Origin of the sequence: Coleofasciculus chthonoplastes PCC 7420, assembly GCF_000155555.1 — a bacterium.
GTDB classification, from domain to species: Bacteria; Cyanobacteriota; Cyanobacteriia; order Cyanobacteriales; family Coleofasciculaceae; genus Coleofasciculus; species Coleofasciculus chthonoplastes_A.
Window position 1 is genome coordinate 2,686 of sequence record NZ_DS989875.1, and the last position, 17,547, is coordinate 20,232.

Genomic DNA, 17,547 nt, shown 5'->3' on the forward strand with positions numbered 1-17,547 from the left:
AACCAGGCGTCGTCAAGGTTAAAGCTATTGGCAGATGGGAGTGCGATGCCGGACGTATCGCGACTTCACCTATTTCTTAAATGCCCAACTTTTACGTCTATCAATAGCAAGATATTGGAGCAGGTTTTATGGCAACCTCAAGACGAATTAAAACCTTATCTATCGCTATAATTGAAGTAGTTAGTGCTGGAGTCAATACAGTCCGTATTCCGCAACTAACACCAACTATTTTCAGTCCAAACACACCGTTGAATTTTCAGCGTGAGATGGAACAGACAGCCAATCAACCCGCTCGGAATATTTGCCCATCTCGCCCGACTCTCCCCTGTGCAGAAAGACCCCGATAGATAAGAAAGGAATAGGGAACAGGAAGGGTAAGGGACAAAGCTTTACAGAATAAAACCTGATTTTCTGTATTTTTTACTACATTTTTGCCTGAATTTTATCCGGGTTGTCCAAGCTGGCGATCCAGTGAATACAGAGTTGGTGATTAACTTTGTAAATATTTGTTACAAAATCCGGACTATGTGCGTAAAGGGGAGGAATGAACCCAGAGTAATAGTTAGAAAGTCAATTCACTGTCAACCAATCCAGGAAACTTATGTGGAACATCATTTTCATGGGATTAATTCTCTTTTACCTAGTCATGCTGCTGCTTTTCTTCACACGATGGCTAGGCTTTTTACAACGTGAGGAAAACCTCTCTCCCCAAACCCGATTTCACTCGCTCATGTTCTTACTCACCGCCGCTATCCTGTGGCCCCTAGTTGTACCCATCTCTTACCTAGAACTATTAGAACGCCAAGAACAGCTTCAGAATTTTTGATCAACCGGAGTGTCCTGTTTATTTCTGACACCGCATCAATCACTATTACATCCCAAGTCGCCTGAATTGAAGGAACAAGTCCAATGACTGCATTTACCCTTAACCCCAACCGTTGCGATGAAGACTATATCCATCAGCCATCACTCTTCAATAATCAGACATTAATTTTTTCGCTTCATCCTTCAACCTATTCCATTTCTAAACGCTGCATCGATATTATAGGATCTCTAATCGGACTTCTGATTCTAGGGATACTTTTTCTCCCCATCGCCATTGCCATAAAACTCGATAGTCCCGGCAATATTTTCTATAGTCAAACCCGCCACGGACTTTATGGAAAACCCTTCAAAATCTGGAAATTCCGCTCAATGATTCCCCAAGCGGATGCCCTAAAATCCCAAGTTCCCAATCAAGTCCAAGGACACCTGTTTAAGAATGACAATGACCCCCGCATCACCCGTGTGGGGCATTTTCTGCGCCGCACTAGCTTAGACGAATTTCCGCAATTTTGGAACGTCTTAATCGGAGACATGAGTTTAGTTGGCACTCGTCCGCCTACCCACGACGAAGTGATCCATTACAACCCCCACCATTGGCAGCGATTAAACGTAAAACCGGGGATCACAGGCGAATGGCAAGTCAAGGGGCGATCGCAGGTACAGGATTTTGAGGCGGTGGTTGCTCTTGATTTAAATTATCAGAAACAATGGCATCCTGGGTATGATTTAATGATTATTTGGAAAACAATTTCCGTTGTTTTTACCCGACTCGGTGCCTGCTAACGAACAGAAGGCAGAAGGTATAGATGTAAAGTACGACACAAAAAAGCCTCGAAAAAAGCATCTTAAACTCTAATTTTCTAGTAATTTTCCTTCCTGCTCAGCTTCAGGTTATAGCTGGGTTAGTTTTTCGTAGTCTAAACTCCAGTCAATTAGTCTCACTATGTAGGTGTACTTCATTGTAGGAAGTTGTAGGTTGGGTTGCAGCAACGAAACCCAACCTATCTTTTACTCAACTGATGCTCTAATCGGCACTGGCTACCAAGCCATTGCCACTACCAACATATTTAATCACTTCAACGCCATTTTGTTCCAAAATCACCAGCGGTTCCTTATTTGTACCTAATTCAATACGCTTAACCAAAACTGCGCCATTCAACAAAGAATCCCCCGCCCGCACATAGCGGCTGGTTGTGTTCGCTGACGCCTTGACAATTGCATTCCATTGTCCCTCAAGCTGCATCACACCACTCACTTTTACCGCATCAGCCAGTTCAGTAGAAGGGGCGGGCGGTTCCTCAATAACGGTTGTCTCGCTAGGCGCTGGAGACGGTTGAGGCTTGGGTGCTTGAGTTTTAGGGGCTGGGGTTTCAGGTGATTTTTCGTTCGCGGCGGGAGTGGGAGAGGATTTAGTCGGAGAGGGTTGGCGTTTAGGTTCTGAAGTTGGGGAAGGTTGAGTTTTGGCTGGAGTTTCAGACGCTTTTGGCTGGGAGGGTTGCGTTTTAGCTGGTTGAGGCTGAGTCGGTTGAGTTGTCTTTGTCGGAGTAGACTGTTGATTCGGTGCAACCTTAACCGTACTAAACGGATCTTGACGCGCTTTAGCAACAGGTATCTCAATCAATCGGCTCGACGGAATCAGTCCGGCTGGCGGTGGAGGAACTAGGGTTTTGCTTCGATTGTTGGCAGTTTCAGCTTCAGGTTGTGTCGGGGCTGTCGCTACAGACGATTCAGGTTGTGGGGTTTGACTGACTTGGTTATTTTGACGGGTGCAGCTAGTGACGAGCAGAGCAACTAGACCTAAACCAGCGATCCACCGCAGCTTATTCATGGCGATTACCTGAGTTCTCTTCCTTTAGCTCTGTTCGCCGGAAGCCCCACACCATACCTGTACTTCGACAGGCTCAGTAACAACCCAGGTTGGTGTCGGGATGGATAGGCGGGTCATTGTCGGTACAGAAATGACCAATAAATTAATCGGGTGAGTGTTGATTTTCGATGTACCTCTTTAGCGCTGAAACTGTAATTGGTGTATATTAAGATAGTCACCAGCCTTTGGGGAGACAATGAGAACCGCTTATCAGTACAAGCTACGCCCAACCAAACAGCAAGTCATTGAACTTGACAGATGGCTAGCTATGCTGTGCGCTCAGTACAACTATTTGTTGGCTGATAGATTCAACTGGTATGAGCAAAACCGTTCTCCAGTAAACGCTTGTCCCTTAATCTGTCATCTTCCTGAATTAAGAGACCCCCCAGATTACTATTCTCAGAAAAAAACTTTACCTCAACTAAAGAAAACCCATCCCTGGTATAAAGAAATTTACTCCCAAGTCCTACAGGATGTAGTCAAGAGAGTAAAGGTAACGTTTGATAAATTCCTCAAAGGCGATAGCAACGGCCAACGTAGCGGGAAGCCAAGGTTTAAAGCCCGTAACCGATATCGCACCTTGACTTATCCCCAGATGAAAGATGGGTGTTGGCAAGGTAATCTAATCAACTTACCGATGTTCGGCCAAGTTAAAGTTATCCTACATCGCTCTATCCCTGATGGATTCAAAATAAAAACAGCATCTGTTACCAAGAAAGCTGATGGTTACTATCTGACCTTATCGATGGCAGACAAGACAGTTCCGGAAATAAAGCCAGATTTTCACCCAGATTCAATTACAGGGATTGACGTAGGTTTAAAGGAATTCTTGACAACTGCCGATGGTGAAACTATTGCGATACCTCAACATTACCGTAAAGCTCAAAAACGGTTAGGAGTTATCCAGAAACGGGTAGCCCGTCGGAAAAAGGGGAGTAAGGGTAGGCTTAAGGCTATCAAGCAACTAGGAAAACAACAAAAGCAGGTAGCAGATAAACGGAAGGATTTTCACTTCAAAACAGCTAATTATCTACTATCAAAGTATGACTGTGTTGCTCATGAGAATTTAAACGTTAAAGGACTTACTCAAACTAGATTGGCTAAATCTGTGCTGGATGCTGGGTGGTCAAACTTTCTGTCGATTCTGACAAACAAAGCCGAAAAAGCTGGTTTGTTGGTAATTCCAGTAAGCGCCCATAACACATCACAGGATTGCTCGAATTGTGGAGAGAAAGAAAGTACCGAAAAAGCTGTTTATGCGTTGGCACAACTGCCCCCATTGTGGATGCAGTCTTGACCGTGACCATAACGCAGCTATCAATATAAAAAATAGAGCGGAGGGGCATCCCGTTCTTAAAGCTCAACGCCTCCTACGCAATAGCCGGATTGGTTGAGAAGCCTACACTATACCTGTACTCAGGTTAGTGTAGGAGTATGTCACAATAGCCTTTCTGGAGAAATTAAGACTAAATGGAAATCTCTTGCTTACAGCTTAAGCGATCGCACTCAGCTTAGGGTATTATTTGGCGATATCTCGGCTATAAACCAACCAAATCAGCATCAACGCCCCTATTATCAGATCCTGTGAGATAGCCTACGTCAATAGCTCCAGAATGGCTGGGGTTGGGCAACTCTTGAGGTGTGGCTTCGTTCTCAGCTTGAGTTTTCTGGTGACTGGGTAAACCACTTTGTAGTTCGAGAGCGATCGCGATCCACTCGGATAGAGAAACACCAACACTGTCAGCTTGTCGCTTCAAGGCTGCATATACTTCATCACTCAGTTCTAGCTTGACAACTTGGCTCACGGCTATGTCCCTCAACGATTGCTATGTAACCCTAGAGTAACATTTCCTAAAACTTCAAGGCTTTGATTGATACCCTGCTTTTGCTATCAGAAATTTTTCCTAAAAGGCTTTTAAATTTAGTGGTGGTTGCAAGGTGGCAATTTAGGTAACTTACCCTGTGGGGTTTCGGCGAGTCAACCCAACCTACAGCAGTGGTTCAGCCGTGCGCGATCACGCTATGGCAATTTGGGAGCGCACTTATTATTAGTTTTTAGTTGTTGTATTTTGAATCTAGGTTGTGATTCCCAAAGGATTGAAAATTCAAATAAATTAAAGTCTAAACGGTGATATTTACAATCCACCCAATTATCTGCATGAAAATTTGGAGATATAACGACCAAACGAATTGGTAATTTGTAATTTACTTTATCGTGATAAGGCTTTTGTTTTAAAAGAGCGTCGTAATAACGAGTTAACTGCTGAATAACATATCTATCTTCACTGTTTTTAAGCTCTATAATTACGAGTTGATCCTTATTGACAATAGCTAAAATATCAGAGTAGTTTCCATTAACATGATGCTGTCTTTTCAAGGGTTTCCATCCAAGCATTTTTTCAAGATTATCCCAAACGAAATCTTCCAGAACTGCTTCGTTAGCAAATTCCCATCCGTTAGCAGTTTTATTGATCTGATACCGTTGGTTCATAGGATTAAACCTTTACTCAAGCTTGAAACTGCGACAACAACCAAGCGCTCACTTTACCATGATTCATTTGCCGACTACGCCGAAATGCTTCTTCCAATAGAGCAATCTCTAAACCAGGAAACACCTGAGACTGATAAATTCGCCGACTCCCGCCATTTTGAATTTCAAAGGCGATAACCTGAACATTTTTTACATCAATAATCCAATACTCCCGAACTCCCAAGGATTCGTAGAGGAGACGTTTCTCTCCTTTGTCATCGGCTAGGGAAGAGTAAGCAACTTCAATGACTAAATCAGGGGGTGGGTAGGTATCGAGATTAATAATCGTCGCTTCCCAAGGGACTATTTCCGCGTTGTCACCGACATAAAACGAAACATCCGGTTGGGCTTCCTCACAGCCTGTCTTACGATACGTGCAATTATCATGACCATCAAAGTTAATGTCTCGAATACTGGCAAAGAGGGCAATCGCAGCAATAACAATGAAATGGTCGCGGGAATGGGGGTTACCAAGTGGAGACATCTCTAGCCTCATGCATCCGTTATAATAGTAGCCTTTCGCTTTTTCGTAGGCTGGATCACTGATTGCCTGAAGGTATTCGTCCCAAGTCGCATTGACCCAGGTATCGGTTGGTAGTTTGGCTTGCAGTTGACTCATGACAACCTTGCTATGGCTCGCGATCGCTAATATTGTAACTTAGCACGCAAAAGATGAGGATGGTGGGCAATGCCCACCCTACGATCAAGGGTTTCGGCGATCCCAAAATGCTTGTTGAGCGTGTCATTGAACTTAATACCAGAACCCCGACTTCTTGAAGAAATCGGGGTTCTCATCTAATTTACGTTAGTGTGACAATCCAGTATTACTTGCCTCCAGCCATGGCTTTTCGATAGTCTTTAAACGACTGATAGCACTCCTGTTGACTATACAGGTGACATTGATCGGTAATCTGTTTCATCAACGACCAAGAAAAACGGCATTCACGCAATTCATCTCCCCAATTTTCCTTGAGAATCCGATGCGCTAACCGCAAATTATAGGACGGAATCGCACTGGAAATGTGATGGGGAATGTGAACATTAATATCGTGGCAGAGAAACTCTATCCAACGGGGATAATCACAGTGAACCGAACCAAATAGTTGAGCCTCAGCCTCATTCCACTCTGGTTCTGGGGTAAAGGGAATATCGGGTGCTGTGTGGTGAACAATGGTAAATGTACTCATCCAGAAATGGTAAACAACCCAGGGAAGTAGCCAGAATTTGATCACTCCCCACACACCTACTGTGGCAAAGAGTAAAGGAAATGCAACAGCAGCAAAACCGATAACCAACAACGCGGAAAACTTGACTTGAGAACGCTGTTTCCCCTGGAAATTCCCCCAGTTAAAATGCAGTAAAGCCCAGTGGAACATCGAACCAATCCACCACAATCGACCTCGGGTTAGTTGGTAAAACAACTTAACTACAATCGGGTGGCTGGCATAATACTCTATAGTAAAGGGTTGCCATGCATTATCTTCGCCAAGCTTATTCGTGTGGGTATGATGGTGGTTATGGAGAATACGCCAGCTATGAAAGGGATAAAGTAAAGGTAAAAATGCCAGGTGTCCCACCAAATTATTCACCCAACGGCGATTGGCAAAGGAACGATGACCACAATCATGACCGATCACAAAAAAGCCAGTCAATGCTGTACCAGTGAAAATCCATAATAGCGGTAAACAAAACCAGGGCGCGATCGCTAAACCCCCATAGCCTAGACCCACCATTAAAATATTCACCAGAACCACTGTCCAGGCTTTGCGACGGTTTTTCTCAAACACTTCACGCGGTAACGTTCGCAAAATGTCTCTTAACCGTAAGGTAGTCGTCACCCTTGTCATCGAGTAAGCGGAATTTTGTTCTTTGATTGTCGATATAGTCATGAAAGAATTTAATACATGAGAGGTTGGTAAATTGCGAATAATCAGGCAAAAAAAATCCTGCCCAGCCGTCTATTACTGGCAGATAGAAGGGTATCTCCTTGTGCTTATCCGTCAGAGTTGACAAAACTTAGCACCCCAAGAATGAGTTCTGGGGTGCAAAAACAGCATGAATCAAACCAAACACTACTGTTCCCCTTAATTATTGGCGTCGGATTGCGCCGCAGCCAACCGTTGTTTTTGGAGGATTTGGAGCTGCTGCAATAGTGAATCTACTTCTGCTTGCAAATGTAGATACTTGACTTGCTGATCAGCCTGGTAAATCGACTTCATTAATTTTATCAGGCGTTGGTCACTCGTGTTGCTTACCATCCCGCGATCGCTCTCGGTTGCAGCTTCCCGATTCGGGTTTGGTGGACAGACTACACTAGATGAACGATTTAGCATTCGTTAAATAGTTATTTTTACTTACTCACACCACAGGCTATTGTATCTTGAACATCAAGTTTTGTTGCATCATATAGGGCAATTTTATGACTGGCTGAGTCATTCATTATGAAAGCCAACAAGCTTGATAAGCTGGAACCCCCATCTGTCAAGTGTTTTCCTCTCGCTCTTGCAAATAGCCCGCGTTTGCCACGTAGCCATTCCCGCGTAAAACCCCAATCTCGTAAACGTTGCATCATTGGTGATAACTCCTAGTTAAACTCCGTGTTGATTGTCTTGACGCTGGGCGATGACGGCGTAGAAGGGATCACCCCCGCCAACCCCTAGCATCTGGAACAAACTGGGAACTGGCGAAGAAGGGGCCATCACTTCGGGAGTAGCAAATCCGGGTACAGATTGAAAATAACCCTTGACAAGTTGCACACGACTGGCTTCAGTTCCGTCTCGCCATGCCGCGATCGCTTTTTGGAAGAACATGCGGTTAGAAAAGCTGATAATGGCGATACCCCCAGGTTTGAGGATGCGGTAAATCTCCTGAAACACCGCATCAGGGTATTGGAGGTACTGAATCGAGACACAGTTGAGAACCGCATCAAACTCTTGATCGGGCAACGGTAACTGAGGATTTTTATTCAGATCCTGGACAAAATAATGATTTAAGCGGGGATTGCGTGCTAGTTCCTGTTCATTCATCCCGTGTCCCTCAACATGGGCGAATTCCATGTCATCGGGCAAGTGAGACACATGACTACTCATCATATCCAGGATGCGAGTATGGGGTTTCAGGCGTTCTCTATAGAGTTGAGTGAGTTGATCCAGAAACCCCGCATCAACATGGGTGACAAAGCGAGGGAAAGAGTAAAACAGGGTATCGTCGGTATCGTCTAGTTTCGTCCGTTGGTTGGATTGCAGCAGCATAGTCTTGATTCGGAAAATAAGATGCTATCTTTTAGTTTAAGAAAAATTACGGAATGTTAAGGATACGTTGATTGTTGATGGTTCATCGTTCATTGTTGATTGCTATAAACCATGAACCATGCACCATGCACCATGCACCCCTAAAAAACGGCTTGCAAACCAGCCGTCAACCGCCAATCCGTTTCAAGCTGCGGGCCATCCAGAGAACGATAAAGAGGTAATTCAAACTCAATCGCTAACCGACTTCCCTGAAGATTACCACTGGGAGCATAGAGATTAACACCAAAGCCTAAATTTAACTGAGTGCCACCTCGTCTATCTGGATCAGCAGTGGGAATCATCATCGGATTCAGACGAGAGTCAGATCCATCAAGATTTCCCCACGTCTGACCATTGAGACGAATTGAGGTACTCAGCCAATCTGTCCACTTATAAGCCGTCCAACCCGTGAGCATCAGTTGATTACCGAGTCGATAATCATTACTATTTTCACCCAAGCGCAGCGTCGCGATCGCTTGGCTGCCCCAAGACCAATTGTTACTCTGACCTAAGTAAGTAATACCAGGTAGTAAGTCAAAAGTGCCAGAACCGATCTGCATGGGATAGGGTAAAATCTGGTCATCACCTGCTGGGGTATTGTCTCGCTCCTCAATTGAGCCTGTGGGGAAACTCATGCCGATATTCAAGTGCAAGCGCTGTTGGCTTTGATCTAGGACTTTGTAAAGTGCTGTGAGTTTGATATCACCGAAGCCTTCTGAATTGGTAGTAAAGCGCACGCCGCGACGAGTAACATGATCCATTTCTTTGAAAACATAAGGTATCATCGCCATCAACGTCAGGTCATCGCTGGGTGCATACATCACCCCTAGTGCGTGCATTTGCATGGTCATGCGTACCGGAGTCACTGGAAACTGTTGCAAAACCTCGGCATCGCTGAGGTTATCTGTACCCTCCCGATTACCGTCCATATCCATAAACCGATAGCGGTAGGAGAACATCCATTCTCCGGCACTGTGGGTATGATCACCCATTACGCCAATAGGAGCATGTCCATCGGGTCGTCCTGAAGTCCATCGAAAGGGTTCTATTTGATTATTGCTATCAGCAAGTTGGATGTTTTGATCGTCTAAATTAAAGATTGGCAGCGGAGTTAGAACTTCAGGAGTGGATTGTCCGGTTGATATCTCATCGAAGGAAATGGGATGGCTCAAAGCCGTTGAAGTTTTTTCCAGCAAGTCTAGAACACCAAGAGGGTTAACCTGAGCCTCTCGCTCATGTTGGGGAGTCAATGAACGTTTGTCCCATCGATCATAATTTGCCTGTTGTCGATCTATAATCGGATCAATTTCCCTAGAGAAATCTACATTCGCTGGTTTGGTTTCCGATTGAATTTCCCACGTTTGTGAGATTGTATCGGGAATGGGTAAGAAGGGTTTTTGGTTTATCCTTGGCAAGGGTTGTGCATTCACGCTTATCGGACACATCCAGATAATTCCCATTATGACCCAACTGAATCGACGGTGATCTCTTTTCACTGAATCAACCTCTCGTTAACGCAACGTATGTAAACAGTGTCTGTTATTTTGGTTGGGGTTACAGTTTAAGTCAAAAGACAGGTTGTCAAACTTGATGGTGAAGGGTAAAAGACGTGATTGCTGAGGGAGCATAGACCCTAAAAGCCGATAATGTTTAACTAGGTTACGTTATGTGAATTTACTTTAAACCCTCGCCCAGCACATAATGATAAATGATGAGCCTCACCGTTTACATTTATTGTGCAGAGCCACTTAATGTAAGTTTGACAGACATTAAGAACGGTAACGTATACTTGATCAACCTTTGGACATAATGATTTTGCTATGACTGGTCTCTGTCAAAAATTACAATTGCTGCTTCTAGTGCGGTACTGAGTTTACTGACAATAGCGGCTGTTTCTGCCCAGGCTATTACCTTTGAACTCGACTGGACTGGACAAGAGGGATATTCGGCTCAAGGGTCTTTCAGTTACGATGAAACGTAAGAGTATAACTCGGCATTAACCATCTTTGGTTTAGCCGCATTGCTGATGAAGAAAGTGCCAACGCTGACGCAGATGGGGATTGCTGTGGCATTATTTGACACACCCCTAGCAGGTGAACGCAGTTTCACGCGGACGTTTTCCGGGGTGGCGCATGTTGAAATTAAACCGCTTCTGGATCGGGGTATTTCCTTTGATACTCAACTGATGCTGCGGATGTTTAGTGTCAAGACTCTCATCGTCGGATTCGCTTTTTAGTCGGGAAGCGCGATCGCATGGTGAATGTCGCCGATGCTAAGGCTTGTGCCAAACGGTTTCCGAATAGTGATTGTTATGTTGTTCCGGGTATGGGTCATGGGACAAACGATTTCGGTTCTACATTTACCGATCATGTTCGCTATTTTCTCGTGACTCAGTTAGCAGATTGGCGAGGTTAATTGGTAATATTATGTTCTGTGGAATACCCTTTTATCTTAAGCCCTCCTGAAAAGGAAATCGCGGGTCAACCAACAAATTTCGCTTGACAAAATGAAGAAAAACTAGGGGTGTGGAAACCCGCGCAGGCGGGTTTCGTTTGTGTAGCTGCGGTTTTAACCGCCCAGTTATAGCAGTAGACACATCGATTAGGACTTTCGGCATCATTGTAGAGACGCGCCATGGCGCGTCTCTACATAAATGATGTGTCCTAACCGCTATGGCGGTTGCTATAACTTACAGTAGACTCAATCTCAGTCAACTGCTGCTGAAGTGCCCCTGTAGTTAACAAAGACTCCGCCTTACTTAATCCATCTTCTAACGCAGGGCAAACCCCACAACGCCAAAGATAAAACCCACCATTCCAAATCACGGATTTTTGCAATTCTGAAGATTTTCCGGCTAAAACATCCTTAATTTGTGCCAATAATTGTTCCTTGGACTCTAAAGGAACTTCCTTCCCTTCAAAACCATAATCCCTAGGGTGAAGTTTCAGGCGTTGATAGGGTTCGCTATCTCCAGGTTTATGTGTCGAAATAATCGCCGTCCGTTCACGGGGCAAATCACAACTTCCCTCTAACCCCTTGACTAATGTGTAATTGTTGACGCCTCGTAACGCTAATGTTCCCTGCATAAATTCTTCCGTTGGGGGATGGACAAACCCAGCCACTAAATGCACGTTTCCAGCATAGGGAAGCCAAATTAATTCAATCGTGGCAAAGGGGGGACGCTTGCCAATCTGATCTCGATAATTTACCAAACTTTGAGTCGCCGGAAAATGGTTAGGGGTGTAGATAAACCCAAAGCGAGTTGTTTCTAAACTCTGATGCACTTGGGTAAGACTCAATCGGGTAAAATCAATGCCCAATCCTTGCCAAATTTCTACTAGGGGAATGCCATATTTTGTTGCCATACAGTCGCCGCCATGTTGGATTACCGGAACCCCTGAAGCCGCCAGCATCAGCGCCGTTAATAGAGTAACTGGGGCGGTTCGCGATCGCCCGTCGTAAGGTGTCCCCATTACCGTGACTATCGGATCACCCGATAACCGGGGTACTGTGCAACCTAATTGATCATACGCATCCAACATTCCCGCAAGTTCCTCACTCGTGGGGCGCTTAATCCGATGGGCAATTAAAAACGCCCCAATTTGAGCCGGAGTCGCGTCTTCATTCAAGATCATTTCTGTGGCGTTGGCGGCTTCTTCACGAGTTAAATCTTTGTGAGTATGGCTACCGCTACCCACTTTCTTTAACAGTTCTCTGAAAATAATACTCATAATGGGGGATGAAAAATAGGACGATTGGACTATGGCGATAACGGTTTAGGACGATAGCAGATTGACAGAGAACCGTTCGTGATTCCTGAACAAAGATGCAACGACTTCGGCATTGAGTGAACGCTGTGAGGATTAGTTAACAAATCTACAATTAATTTTTATGTATTATTTGATACAGATTTTATTTTTAGTATATTCTGATACAAGAAGAGAATCGAGAATCAGACGGCACAGATATGCAAAATCCACAACCGCAACCCCCTCCAGCCAACCTCTCGGCTAGTGCAATTTTTCGCTATCTGCAACCGGGAATGTGGCTGAGATTAGAGGAACTCCCCAATCCATTTGCCCACTATGAGGCGTTGATACTCTCCCAAGTCTCGGATCATGAATGGCTGACTTGGATTCCGGAACATGGAGAATATCTGTTAGTGCTGTAGCCACTTACAGCGAAAGGATCGCCTCCTCTAGCTAAGTTGTTCAGCCAATATCACCTCCATACAATGCTAAAACGTATAGAAAATTTGGAGTTTTGGTAATGATCAAGACTAAGCTTTCCCCCTGCGAGAGTTTACTCTATCACTGGATTCGGTTTCATACTAGAACCAATCATAAAGTAAATTTTAACTGGCATGACTTTCAGGCTTGGACAGCAGAATTTCTCGAACATTCAGTTAGCTTGAGCGAAGTTTACGCCGCGCTTACAGAGCTACATAAGCTGAAATTAATTACTGTCCAAGGCACCGAAGTTGCCCTAAATACGCCCCCAAGTCGTACACCGTTAGAACTTTCACCATTACCCCATAAATTATTAACCACCAGCCGAAAACCTAAGCTTTTTTCCTGGGCTTCCCTGATGACGTTAATCTTTTTAGTCTTGTGGTTAGGCTCAGGTGTTATGTATTTTAAGTTGTACTCAGGAGACTCAAATCATTATACCAACCCCTATCAATTTTTGGGTGAAAAAATCAAATAATTTGATTTCCCAATTTAGTCAATAGGAGACGGAAAGGATGAAGGTTGAAAGAGTTTGCCCGAATGTAGGGGCTCTTTTCACTATTATCTTTTTTGGCTTCACCCGAATTGCACTAAACCCGCCCCCGACTAAATGGGAGAATTATTCAAAAAACTCCTGAGTTTCCGGCTCTGGTTCTATAACGACTCCATCCTTAACTTTAGCATCAAAGTTTTCAATTAATAGATTCCGGAGAATCGGTTTTAAGTCATCGCAGGCAATTCCTTTTTCCAATACGTCTCCGAGTTGAGCATCTTTGCCCACTTTTCCCCCAGTATAAAGATTCACCCCTTCGACAGGCTTGCCATCTTTACGAACTTTCGTACCCATTAAGCCAATATCAGCAACTTGAGGTTGTCCGCAGGAGTTGGGACATCCAGTCCAGTGTATCCGCACTCGTTCGGGAATGTCTAATTCTTGATCCAGTTCTTGCGCTAATTTTAATGCCCGTTGCTTAGTTTCAATGATGGCAAAATTGCAATAGCGATTCCCAGTACAAGACACCAAGGAACGGGTAAGCGTAGAGGGATGAATCGGAAACTGCTGGAGTAACGGTTCACTCAGAAATGCTTCGATTTTGTCATTGGCAATGTAGGGAATAATTAAATTTTGTTCAACGGTTAAGCGAATTTCACCATTGCCATAAACATCAGCTAATCGGGCTAACTCAAACATGGTGTCGGCTGACAAGCGCCCCACGGGAACCAGTAAGCCAACATAACTGTACCCTGGTTGCTTTTGCGGATAAACCCCAATGTAATCTTTTTTCTCTTGGGTAATCTCATCCTCAGGCGCAGCCGGGAGGAGTTCTTTCCCATAAGTTTTTTCGACTTCCGCCCGGAATTTGTCTACGCCCCATTTATCAATCAACCACATCATCCGGGCTTTTTGGCGGCTTTTTCTTAATCCCTCTTTTAATCCGTTCTGAGTATAAACGGTGAGAATCGCACCACTCAAGTTAATCACATCTGCTTCATTTGCTGGAACCCATGCATTTAAAGGAATCGCTTCCACACAACGCTGGGCTGATAAATAACCGCCGACTAAAACATTAAAGCCCAATTCTCCATCCCGATAAGCAGGGACAAAGGCAATATCATTAATTTCGGCGTGAATGGAGTTATCTCGTCCTCCTTCGATGGCAATATTGAATTTACGCGGAAGATTTGTAAATGCATAATTGCCTTCCCCGTTATTGGTAATCATGTCCTGCAATTTTTGCAGCATGTCACGGGTGTCAATGATTTCGTCTGCATCAATTCCAGCGACGGGTGATCCGGTTAAATTCCGCACATTATCCATTCCCGACTGTATACTGGTCAGATTAACGGATTGCAGTTGATGGAAAATGTCTGGAATATCTTCTAAACGGACGCCTCGCAGTTGAATATTTTGGCGAGTGGTAATATCGGCGCTACCATCATCACCATAACGCTGCACAATATTGGCGAGAACCCGCATTTTCTCACTGTCAAGAGAACCATTGGGTATGCGTAAGCGCAACATGAATTTGCCGGGAGTCACTGGACGGAAAAAGACACCTAACCACTTGAGGCGGAGTTCTAAGTCGGTTTTATCAACATTTTCCCAGCCAAGTTGGATTAAGCTTTCCAGTTCCTGTTTAATGTCTAGCCCATCTTTCTCGGCTTTGGCTTTTTCCACTTTGTTTATTTTTTTGGATACGTCTTTTGTTGTAGTCATAGCGCTATTTTGATGGATTTTTACGGTTTTCGGTTCTACTAAAATTTACCCTCTTAATTTCAGTAAGGTAAGCAAGGTTAAAGTCGTAAATTGTATATTTGGATACGCTTTTAAGTTGAATTTGAACAAACTGCATCATATAAATGCAATTTGTGAATTAAATGTTTATAAATCATCGATTCTATGAAACGATAGGAAGAGTGAGGCTGAAGTGGCACACCATTCAGTCTGGGTAAGGATGCAATTGATTAAACAATGGACAAACTTCTTAAACAAGCCACAGTTGCCACAGAGCAGAGGGATTGGTTGTCAGTCACTCAATGTTTGCAGCAATTACCGTTGGATGAGTGCAGCCGAAATCATGCCAATCCAGAAGCAAAGGAATTGCCTCTAGGATTGGCGATGGCGTTAACGGTTTTGGAACAGGGAGATTTTCAGGCGCGTTGGGATATTGCCAAGGTTTTGCCACAATGGGGCGAGAGAATTGTAACACCGTTGATCGAGATTCTGGAAGATGAGGAGGCGGATTTAGAGCAACGGTGGTTTGCGGGGCGGATTTTGGGGGGATTTAATACGCCTGAGGTGATTCGGACATTGGTGAAATTACTGGATCATAGTGAAGACGAAGAGTTAAGTGCGATCGCATCGAGTGCATTAGCCGCGATCGGACATGCTGCGGTTGAGGCGTTGACTGATTTGCTAGTGCAACCGGAATCTCGTCTTTTCGCCACTCGCGCCTTAGCTCAAATGCATTGTGCAGAGGTGATTAATCCCTTATTAAGCGTCGTCCATGATCCAGATGTACAGGTGCGCGTCACTGCCATTGCTGCCCTGAGTCGTTTCCATGACGATCGCATTGTATCCGTTTTCCTGGTGGCGTTAAACGATTATGCAGCATCTGTGCGTAAAGAAGCGGTGATCGGGTTAGGCTTAAGCGCCTCCTCACAGACAGATCTCGATACATTAATCTATCTGCAACCCCTGCTATATGATCTGAACTTAGATGTCTGTCAGCAAGCCGCGATCGCGATCGGTAGAATCGGTACTGATCAAGCAGCCGAGGCGTTATTTCCCGTTTTGCGATCGCCTCTAACTCCTGTTCCCCTACAACTTACTGTCATTCAGGTATTGGCGCGGATCGAAACGGCGACAACATTGGAGTATTTACACCAAGCCTTATCCACCATAGCCGAAGACTCTATATTAGAAATCGTGCGCGTTTTTGGGCGGATTGAAACCCCGAATCTGAAATACCAAGCCGCTAAAATTTTGCTGGATTTCTTTAAGTCGGGACATCCCAGTGTTGAAACAACCGCCATTAAACAGGCGTTGGCTTACAGTTGGGGACAATTAGGAATCCGCGACGCCATGGAAACTTTAGGACAACTCCAGAATGATCCTCAAATGAGTGTAAGATTACACGCTAATGCGGCAATTCAACAACTCCAGTAAACGTTTCCAAATCTTCTATCCAAAGTAGTATGATCGCCATCTAATCCTCCTGTGATCTTCTCTTCTCATCCTCTGTCCTATGATGAAGGGCGGGTTTTGTTGAAAGGTTATCGATAAGTACCAAAATTAAACGGCTAAACCCGCCCCTACAATTAGACCCTTTGACTACGCTCAGAGCATGCTTTGTAGAGGCGTTGGGTTTCATTCTTCGACCCAACCTACTAGCTAGAGTCGCGGATCAGACTCCGGTGGATGCCAACCTGCTGTTACCCACAACCGACGGGCAATTTGAATAGAAGGTTCATCACGGCGTTCATCATTGATGTCGAGGCGATTACAAGTCGCTCTACCCGTAGACGTTGTGCCTAAAACTTTTATGCCATCTTTTGTCCAAATAAAATGGTTTGACCACTGTTGTTGACGAGGGTTAAATAGGGGAATTTCTACTTGAGTTTGGGGGTCAAGCCCCGATGTAAAGTTATAATGACGCTCATTACAACGATGACAAGCTAAGGCAAGGTTATCCCGGTGGTTTGAACCTCCCCGAGACTGAGGCATAATATGGTCAATCGTGAAACGGTCTGGACTCAGATATTCGGGGGAGTGACAGTATTCACAAAGGTATCTCGCTCGTTGTCGTACAAGTTTTCGGGTTGGGTTGGACACCATTTACTTTTAGTCGCAAGTTGAGCATTAATTAGGGTAAAAATTCGCTGGAGTTCCGAGATTCCAGCATATTCCGCTTCTTCTTCAGGGGTTAGTTGATTCGTTTTTCGTTTCTCTAATAGTTCTTCAAAGCGAGATTGTAGCTCATCATTGAACCGAAAGAGATAAATATTACCGAATTCGCTCATTTTAATGCCGGAGGACATTAGGGCGGAGGGTTGAACCATGAGTTGAGGTGTCATTGGGCTACCACGATTATCAATTGCTCTTTATCCTACTATTTTAGATGGGTCACGCTAGGAAAATCGCTACCGTAATCCCTGTTCAATTAGCAGCGTATTCAGCCAAGCCGCTACCTCAGAAGAAACAGCAGGAGTGAGCGACTGATGATAATCAATGCGGAAGTGATACCCAGGGTAAGCTCATCTAATTTGGTATAAATTGTACTTGACAAAAGCCAAAGTCATTTG

20 protein-coding genes and 1 pseudogene are annotated in these 17,547 nt (G+C 44.5%); 8 read left to right on the top strand and 13 right to left on the bottom strand.

The genetic code is table 11. The features are described from left to right. The first annotated feature begins 601 nt into the window (after positions 1-601). Positions 602-826: a hypothetical protein gene (locus MC7420_RS31890; RefSeq protein ID WP_044210924.1), complete on the top strand. Its 225-nt coding sequence runs from the start codon at positions 602-604 to the stop codon at positions 824-826. An 83-nt stretch (positions 827-909) separates the two neighbouring features. Next, positions 910-1,608: a sugar transferase gene (locus MC7420_RS31895; protein ID WP_006105966.1), complete on the top strand. Its 699-nt coding sequence runs from the start codon at positions 910-912 to the stop codon at positions 1,606-1,608. A 241-nt stretch (positions 1,609-1,849) separates the two neighbouring features. On the opposite strand, the gene MC7420_RS35935 is transcribed toward MC7420_RS31895, so the two are convergent. Further along, entirely contained in the window at positions 1,850-2,653 is an 804-nt protein-coding gene (locus MC7420_RS35935) for a hypothetical protein (RefSeq protein WP_006105970.1), read from the bottom strand. 235 nt (positions 2,654-2,888) lie between these two features. Here MC7420_RS35935 and MC7420_RS31905 point away from each other — a divergent pair. After that, positions 2,889-4,086, top strand: a pseudogene (locus tag MC7420_RS31905) (RNA-guided endonuclease InsQ/TnpB family protein). A 144-nt stretch (positions 4,087-4,230) separates the two neighbouring features. Here MC7420_RS31905 and MC7420_RS31910 read toward each other — a convergent pair. The 7 genes from MC7420_RS31910 to MC7420_RS31945 form a co-directional block, all read right to left on the bottom strand. Further along, entirely contained in the window at positions 4,231-4,497 is a 267-nt protein-coding gene (locus MC7420_RS31910) for a hypothetical protein (protein WP_044210926.1), read from the bottom strand. A gap of 215 nt (positions 4,498-4,712) precedes the next feature. Continuing rightward, positions 4,713-5,183, bottom strand: coding sequence for an endonuclease NucS domain-containing protein (locus MC7420_RS31915; RefSeq protein ID WP_006105949.1), 471 nt, complete (start codon positions 5,181-5,183; stop codon positions 4,713-4,715). A gap of 16 nt (positions 5,184-5,199) precedes the next feature. After that, positions 5,200-5,841, bottom strand: a complete 642-nt coding sequence (locus tag MC7420_RS31920) for a Uma2 family endonuclease (protein WP_006105885.1) — start codon at positions 5,839-5,841, stop codon at positions 5,200-5,202. A 205-nt stretch (positions 5,842-6,046) separates the two neighbouring features. Further along, complete coding sequence (locus MC7420_RS31925) at positions 6,047-7,111, bottom strand: fatty acid desaturase (protein ID WP_006105886.1); 1,065 nt, start codon at positions 7,109-7,111, stop codon at positions 6,047-6,049. Positions 7,112-7,306: 195 nt separating this feature from the next. Further along, positions 7,307-7,555: a hypothetical protein gene (locus MC7420_RS31930; RefSeq protein ID WP_044210929.1), complete on the bottom strand. Its 249-nt coding sequence runs from the start codon at positions 7,553-7,555 to the stop codon at positions 7,307-7,309. A 255-nt stretch (positions 7,556-7,810) separates the two neighbouring features. After that, positions 7,811-8,473, bottom strand: a complete 663-nt coding sequence (locus tag MC7420_RS31940) for a class I SAM-dependent methyltransferase (RefSeq protein ID WP_006105946.1) — start codon at positions 8,471-8,473, stop codon at positions 7,811-7,813. A 140-nt stretch (positions 8,474-8,613) separates the two neighbouring features. After that, complete coding sequence (locus MC7420_RS31945) at positions 8,614-9,942, bottom strand: transporter (protein ID WP_198016611.1); 1,329 nt, start codon at positions 9,940-9,942, stop codon at positions 8,614-8,616. A 596-nt stretch (positions 9,943-10,538) separates the two neighbouring features. Between MC7420_RS31945 and MC7420_RS42065 the strand changes: the two genes are divergently transcribed. Further along, positions 10,539-10,748: a hypothetical protein gene (locus MC7420_RS42065; RefSeq protein ID WP_006105907.1), complete on the top strand. Its 210-nt coding sequence runs from the start codon at positions 10,539-10,541 to the stop codon at positions 10,746-10,748. Positions 10,749-10,765: 17 nt separating this feature from the next. Continuing rightward, the gene (locus MC7420_RS42070; RefSeq protein WP_006105927.1) at positions 10,766-10,927 is read left to right on the top strand and encodes a hypothetical protein; all 162 of its coding nucleotides are present in this window, start codon (positions 10,766-10,768) and stop codon (positions 10,925-10,927) included. 65 nt (positions 10,928-10,992) lie between these two features. On the opposite strand, the gene MC7420_RS40895 is transcribed toward MC7420_RS42070, so the two are convergent. Then, positions 10,993-11,148, bottom strand: a complete 156-nt coding sequence (locus MC7420_RS40895) for a hypothetical protein (RefSeq protein ID WP_006105968.1) — start codon at positions 11,146-11,148, stop codon at positions 10,993-10,995. A gap of 27 nt (positions 11,149-11,175) precedes the next feature. Then, positions 11,176-12,243 (bottom strand): anthranilate phosphoribosyltransferase family protein, encoded by a 1,068-nt coding sequence (locus tag MC7420_RS31955; RefSeq protein WP_006105929.1) that lies wholly within the window; start codon positions 12,241-12,243, stop codon positions 11,176-11,178. A gap of 236 nt (positions 12,244-12,479) precedes the next feature. On the opposite strand from MC7420_RS31955, the gene MC7420_RS31960 reads away from it, so the two are divergent. Then, the gene (locus tag MC7420_RS31960) at positions 12,480-12,683 is read left to right on the top strand and encodes a hypothetical protein (RefSeq protein ID WP_006105971.1); all 204 of its coding nucleotides are present in this window, start codon (positions 12,480-12,482) and stop codon (positions 12,681-12,683) included. A 98-nt stretch (positions 12,684-12,781) separates the two neighbouring features. After that, complete coding sequence (locus MC7420_RS31965) at positions 12,782-13,219, top strand: hypothetical protein (protein WP_006105938.1); 438 nt, start codon at positions 12,782-12,784, stop codon at positions 13,217-13,219. A gap of 141 nt (positions 13,220-13,360) precedes the next feature. Here MC7420_RS31965 and MC7420_RS31970 read toward each other — a convergent pair whose 3' ends face one another. After that, positions 13,361-14,959, bottom strand: a complete 1,599-nt coding sequence (locus tag MC7420_RS31970) for a ferredoxin--nitrite reductase (protein ID WP_006105894.1) — start codon at positions 14,957-14,959, stop codon at positions 13,361-13,363. Between the two features lie 255 nt (positions 14,960-15,214). Here MC7420_RS31970 and MC7420_RS31975 point away from each other — a divergent pair, with 255 nt between their 5' ends. Beyond that, on the top strand, positions 15,215-16,411 hold the full coding sequence (locus tag MC7420_RS31975) for a HEAT repeat domain-containing protein (protein WP_006105942.1): 1,197 nt from the start codon (positions 15,215-15,217) through the stop codon (positions 16,409-16,411). A 225-nt stretch (positions 16,412-16,636) separates the two neighbouring features. Here MC7420_RS31975 and MC7420_RS31980 read toward each other — a convergent pair whose 3' ends face one another. Then, positions 16,637-17,080: an HNH endonuclease gene (locus MC7420_RS31980; protein WP_044210936.1), complete on the bottom strand. Its 444-nt coding sequence runs from the start codon at positions 17,078-17,080 to the stop codon at positions 16,637-16,639. Beyond that, positions 16,999-17,319, bottom strand: a complete 321-nt coding sequence (locus MC7420_RS31985; RefSeq protein WP_006105913.1) for a hypothetical protein — start codon at positions 17,317-17,319, stop codon at positions 16,999-17,001. The genes MC7420_RS31980 and MC7420_RS31985 overlap by 82 nt, the downstream gene beginning before the upstream one ends. Positions 17,320-17,547: the final 228 nt, after the last annotated feature.

Bases quoted from the DNA above. Each gene is read 5' to 3' on its own strand.
- MC7420_RS31925 (WP_006105886.1), bottom strand. From the start codon at position 7,111: ATGACTATATCGACAATCAAAGAACAAAATTCCGCTTACTCGATGACA.
- MC7420_RS31970 (WP_006105894.1), bottom strand. From the start codon at position 14,959: ATGACTACAACAAAAGACGTATCCAAAAAAATAAACAAAGTGGAAAAA.
- MC7420_RS35935 (WP_006105970.1), bottom strand. From the start codon at position 2,653: ATGAATAAGCTGCGGTGGATCGCTGGTTTAGGTCTAGTTGCTCTGCTC.
- MC7420_RS31975 (WP_006105942.1), top strand. From the start codon at position 15,215: ATGGACAAACTTCTTAAACAAGCCACAGTTGCCACAGAGCAGAGGGAT.
- MC7420_RS31960 (WP_006105971.1), top strand. From the start codon at position 12,480: ATGCAAAATCCACAACCGCAACCCCCTCCAGCCAACCTCTCGGCTAGT.
- MC7420_RS42070 (WP_006105927.1), top strand. From the start codon at position 10,766: ATGGTGAATGTCGCCGATGCTAAGGCTTGTGCCAAACGGTTTCCGAAT.
- MC7420_RS31890 (WP_044210924.1), top strand. From the start codon at position 602: ATGTGGAACATCATTTTCATGGGATTAATTCTCTTTTACCTAGTCATG.
- MC7420_RS31985 (WP_006105913.1), bottom strand. From the start codon at position 17,319: ATGACACCTCAACTCATGGTTCAACCCTCCGCCCTAATGTCCTCCGGC.
- MC7420_RS31920 (WP_006105885.1), bottom strand. From the start codon at position 5,841: ATGAGTCAACTGCAAGCCAAACTACCAACCGATACCTGGGTCAATGCG.
- MC7420_RS31940 (WP_006105946.1), bottom strand. From the start codon at position 8,473: ATGCTGCTGCAATCCAACCAACGGACGAAACTAGACGATACCGACGAT.
- MC7420_RS31895 (WP_006105966.1), top strand. From the start codon at position 910: ATGACTGCATTTACCCTTAACCCCAACCGTTGCGATGAAGACTATATC.
- MC7420_RS31965 (WP_006105938.1), top strand. From the start codon at position 12,782: ATGATCAAGACTAAGCTTTCCCCCTGCGAGAGTTTACTCTATCACTGG.
- MC7420_RS31930 (WP_044210929.1), bottom strand. From the start codon at position 7,555: ATGCTAAATCGTTCATCTAGTGTAGTCTGTCCACCAAACCCGAATCGG.
- MC7420_RS42065 (WP_006105907.1), top strand. From the start codon at position 10,539: ATGAAGAAAGTGCCAACGCTGACGCAGATGGGGATTGCTGTGGCATTA.
- MC7420_RS31915 (WP_006105949.1), bottom strand. From the start codon at position 5,183: ATGAACCAACGGTATCAGATCAATAAAACTGCTAACGGATGGGAATTT.
- MC7420_RS31980 (WP_044210936.1), bottom strand. From the start codon at position 17,080: ATGGTGTCCAACCCAACCCGAAAACTTGTACGACAACGAGCGAGATAC.
- MC7420_RS31955 (WP_006105929.1), bottom strand. From the start codon at position 12,243: ATGAGTATTATTTTCAGAGAACTGTTAAAGAAAGTGGGTAGCGGTAGC.
- MC7420_RS40895 (WP_006105968.1), bottom strand. From the start codon at position 11,148: ATGGCGCGTCTCTACAATGATGCCGAAAGTCCTAATCGATGTGTCTAC.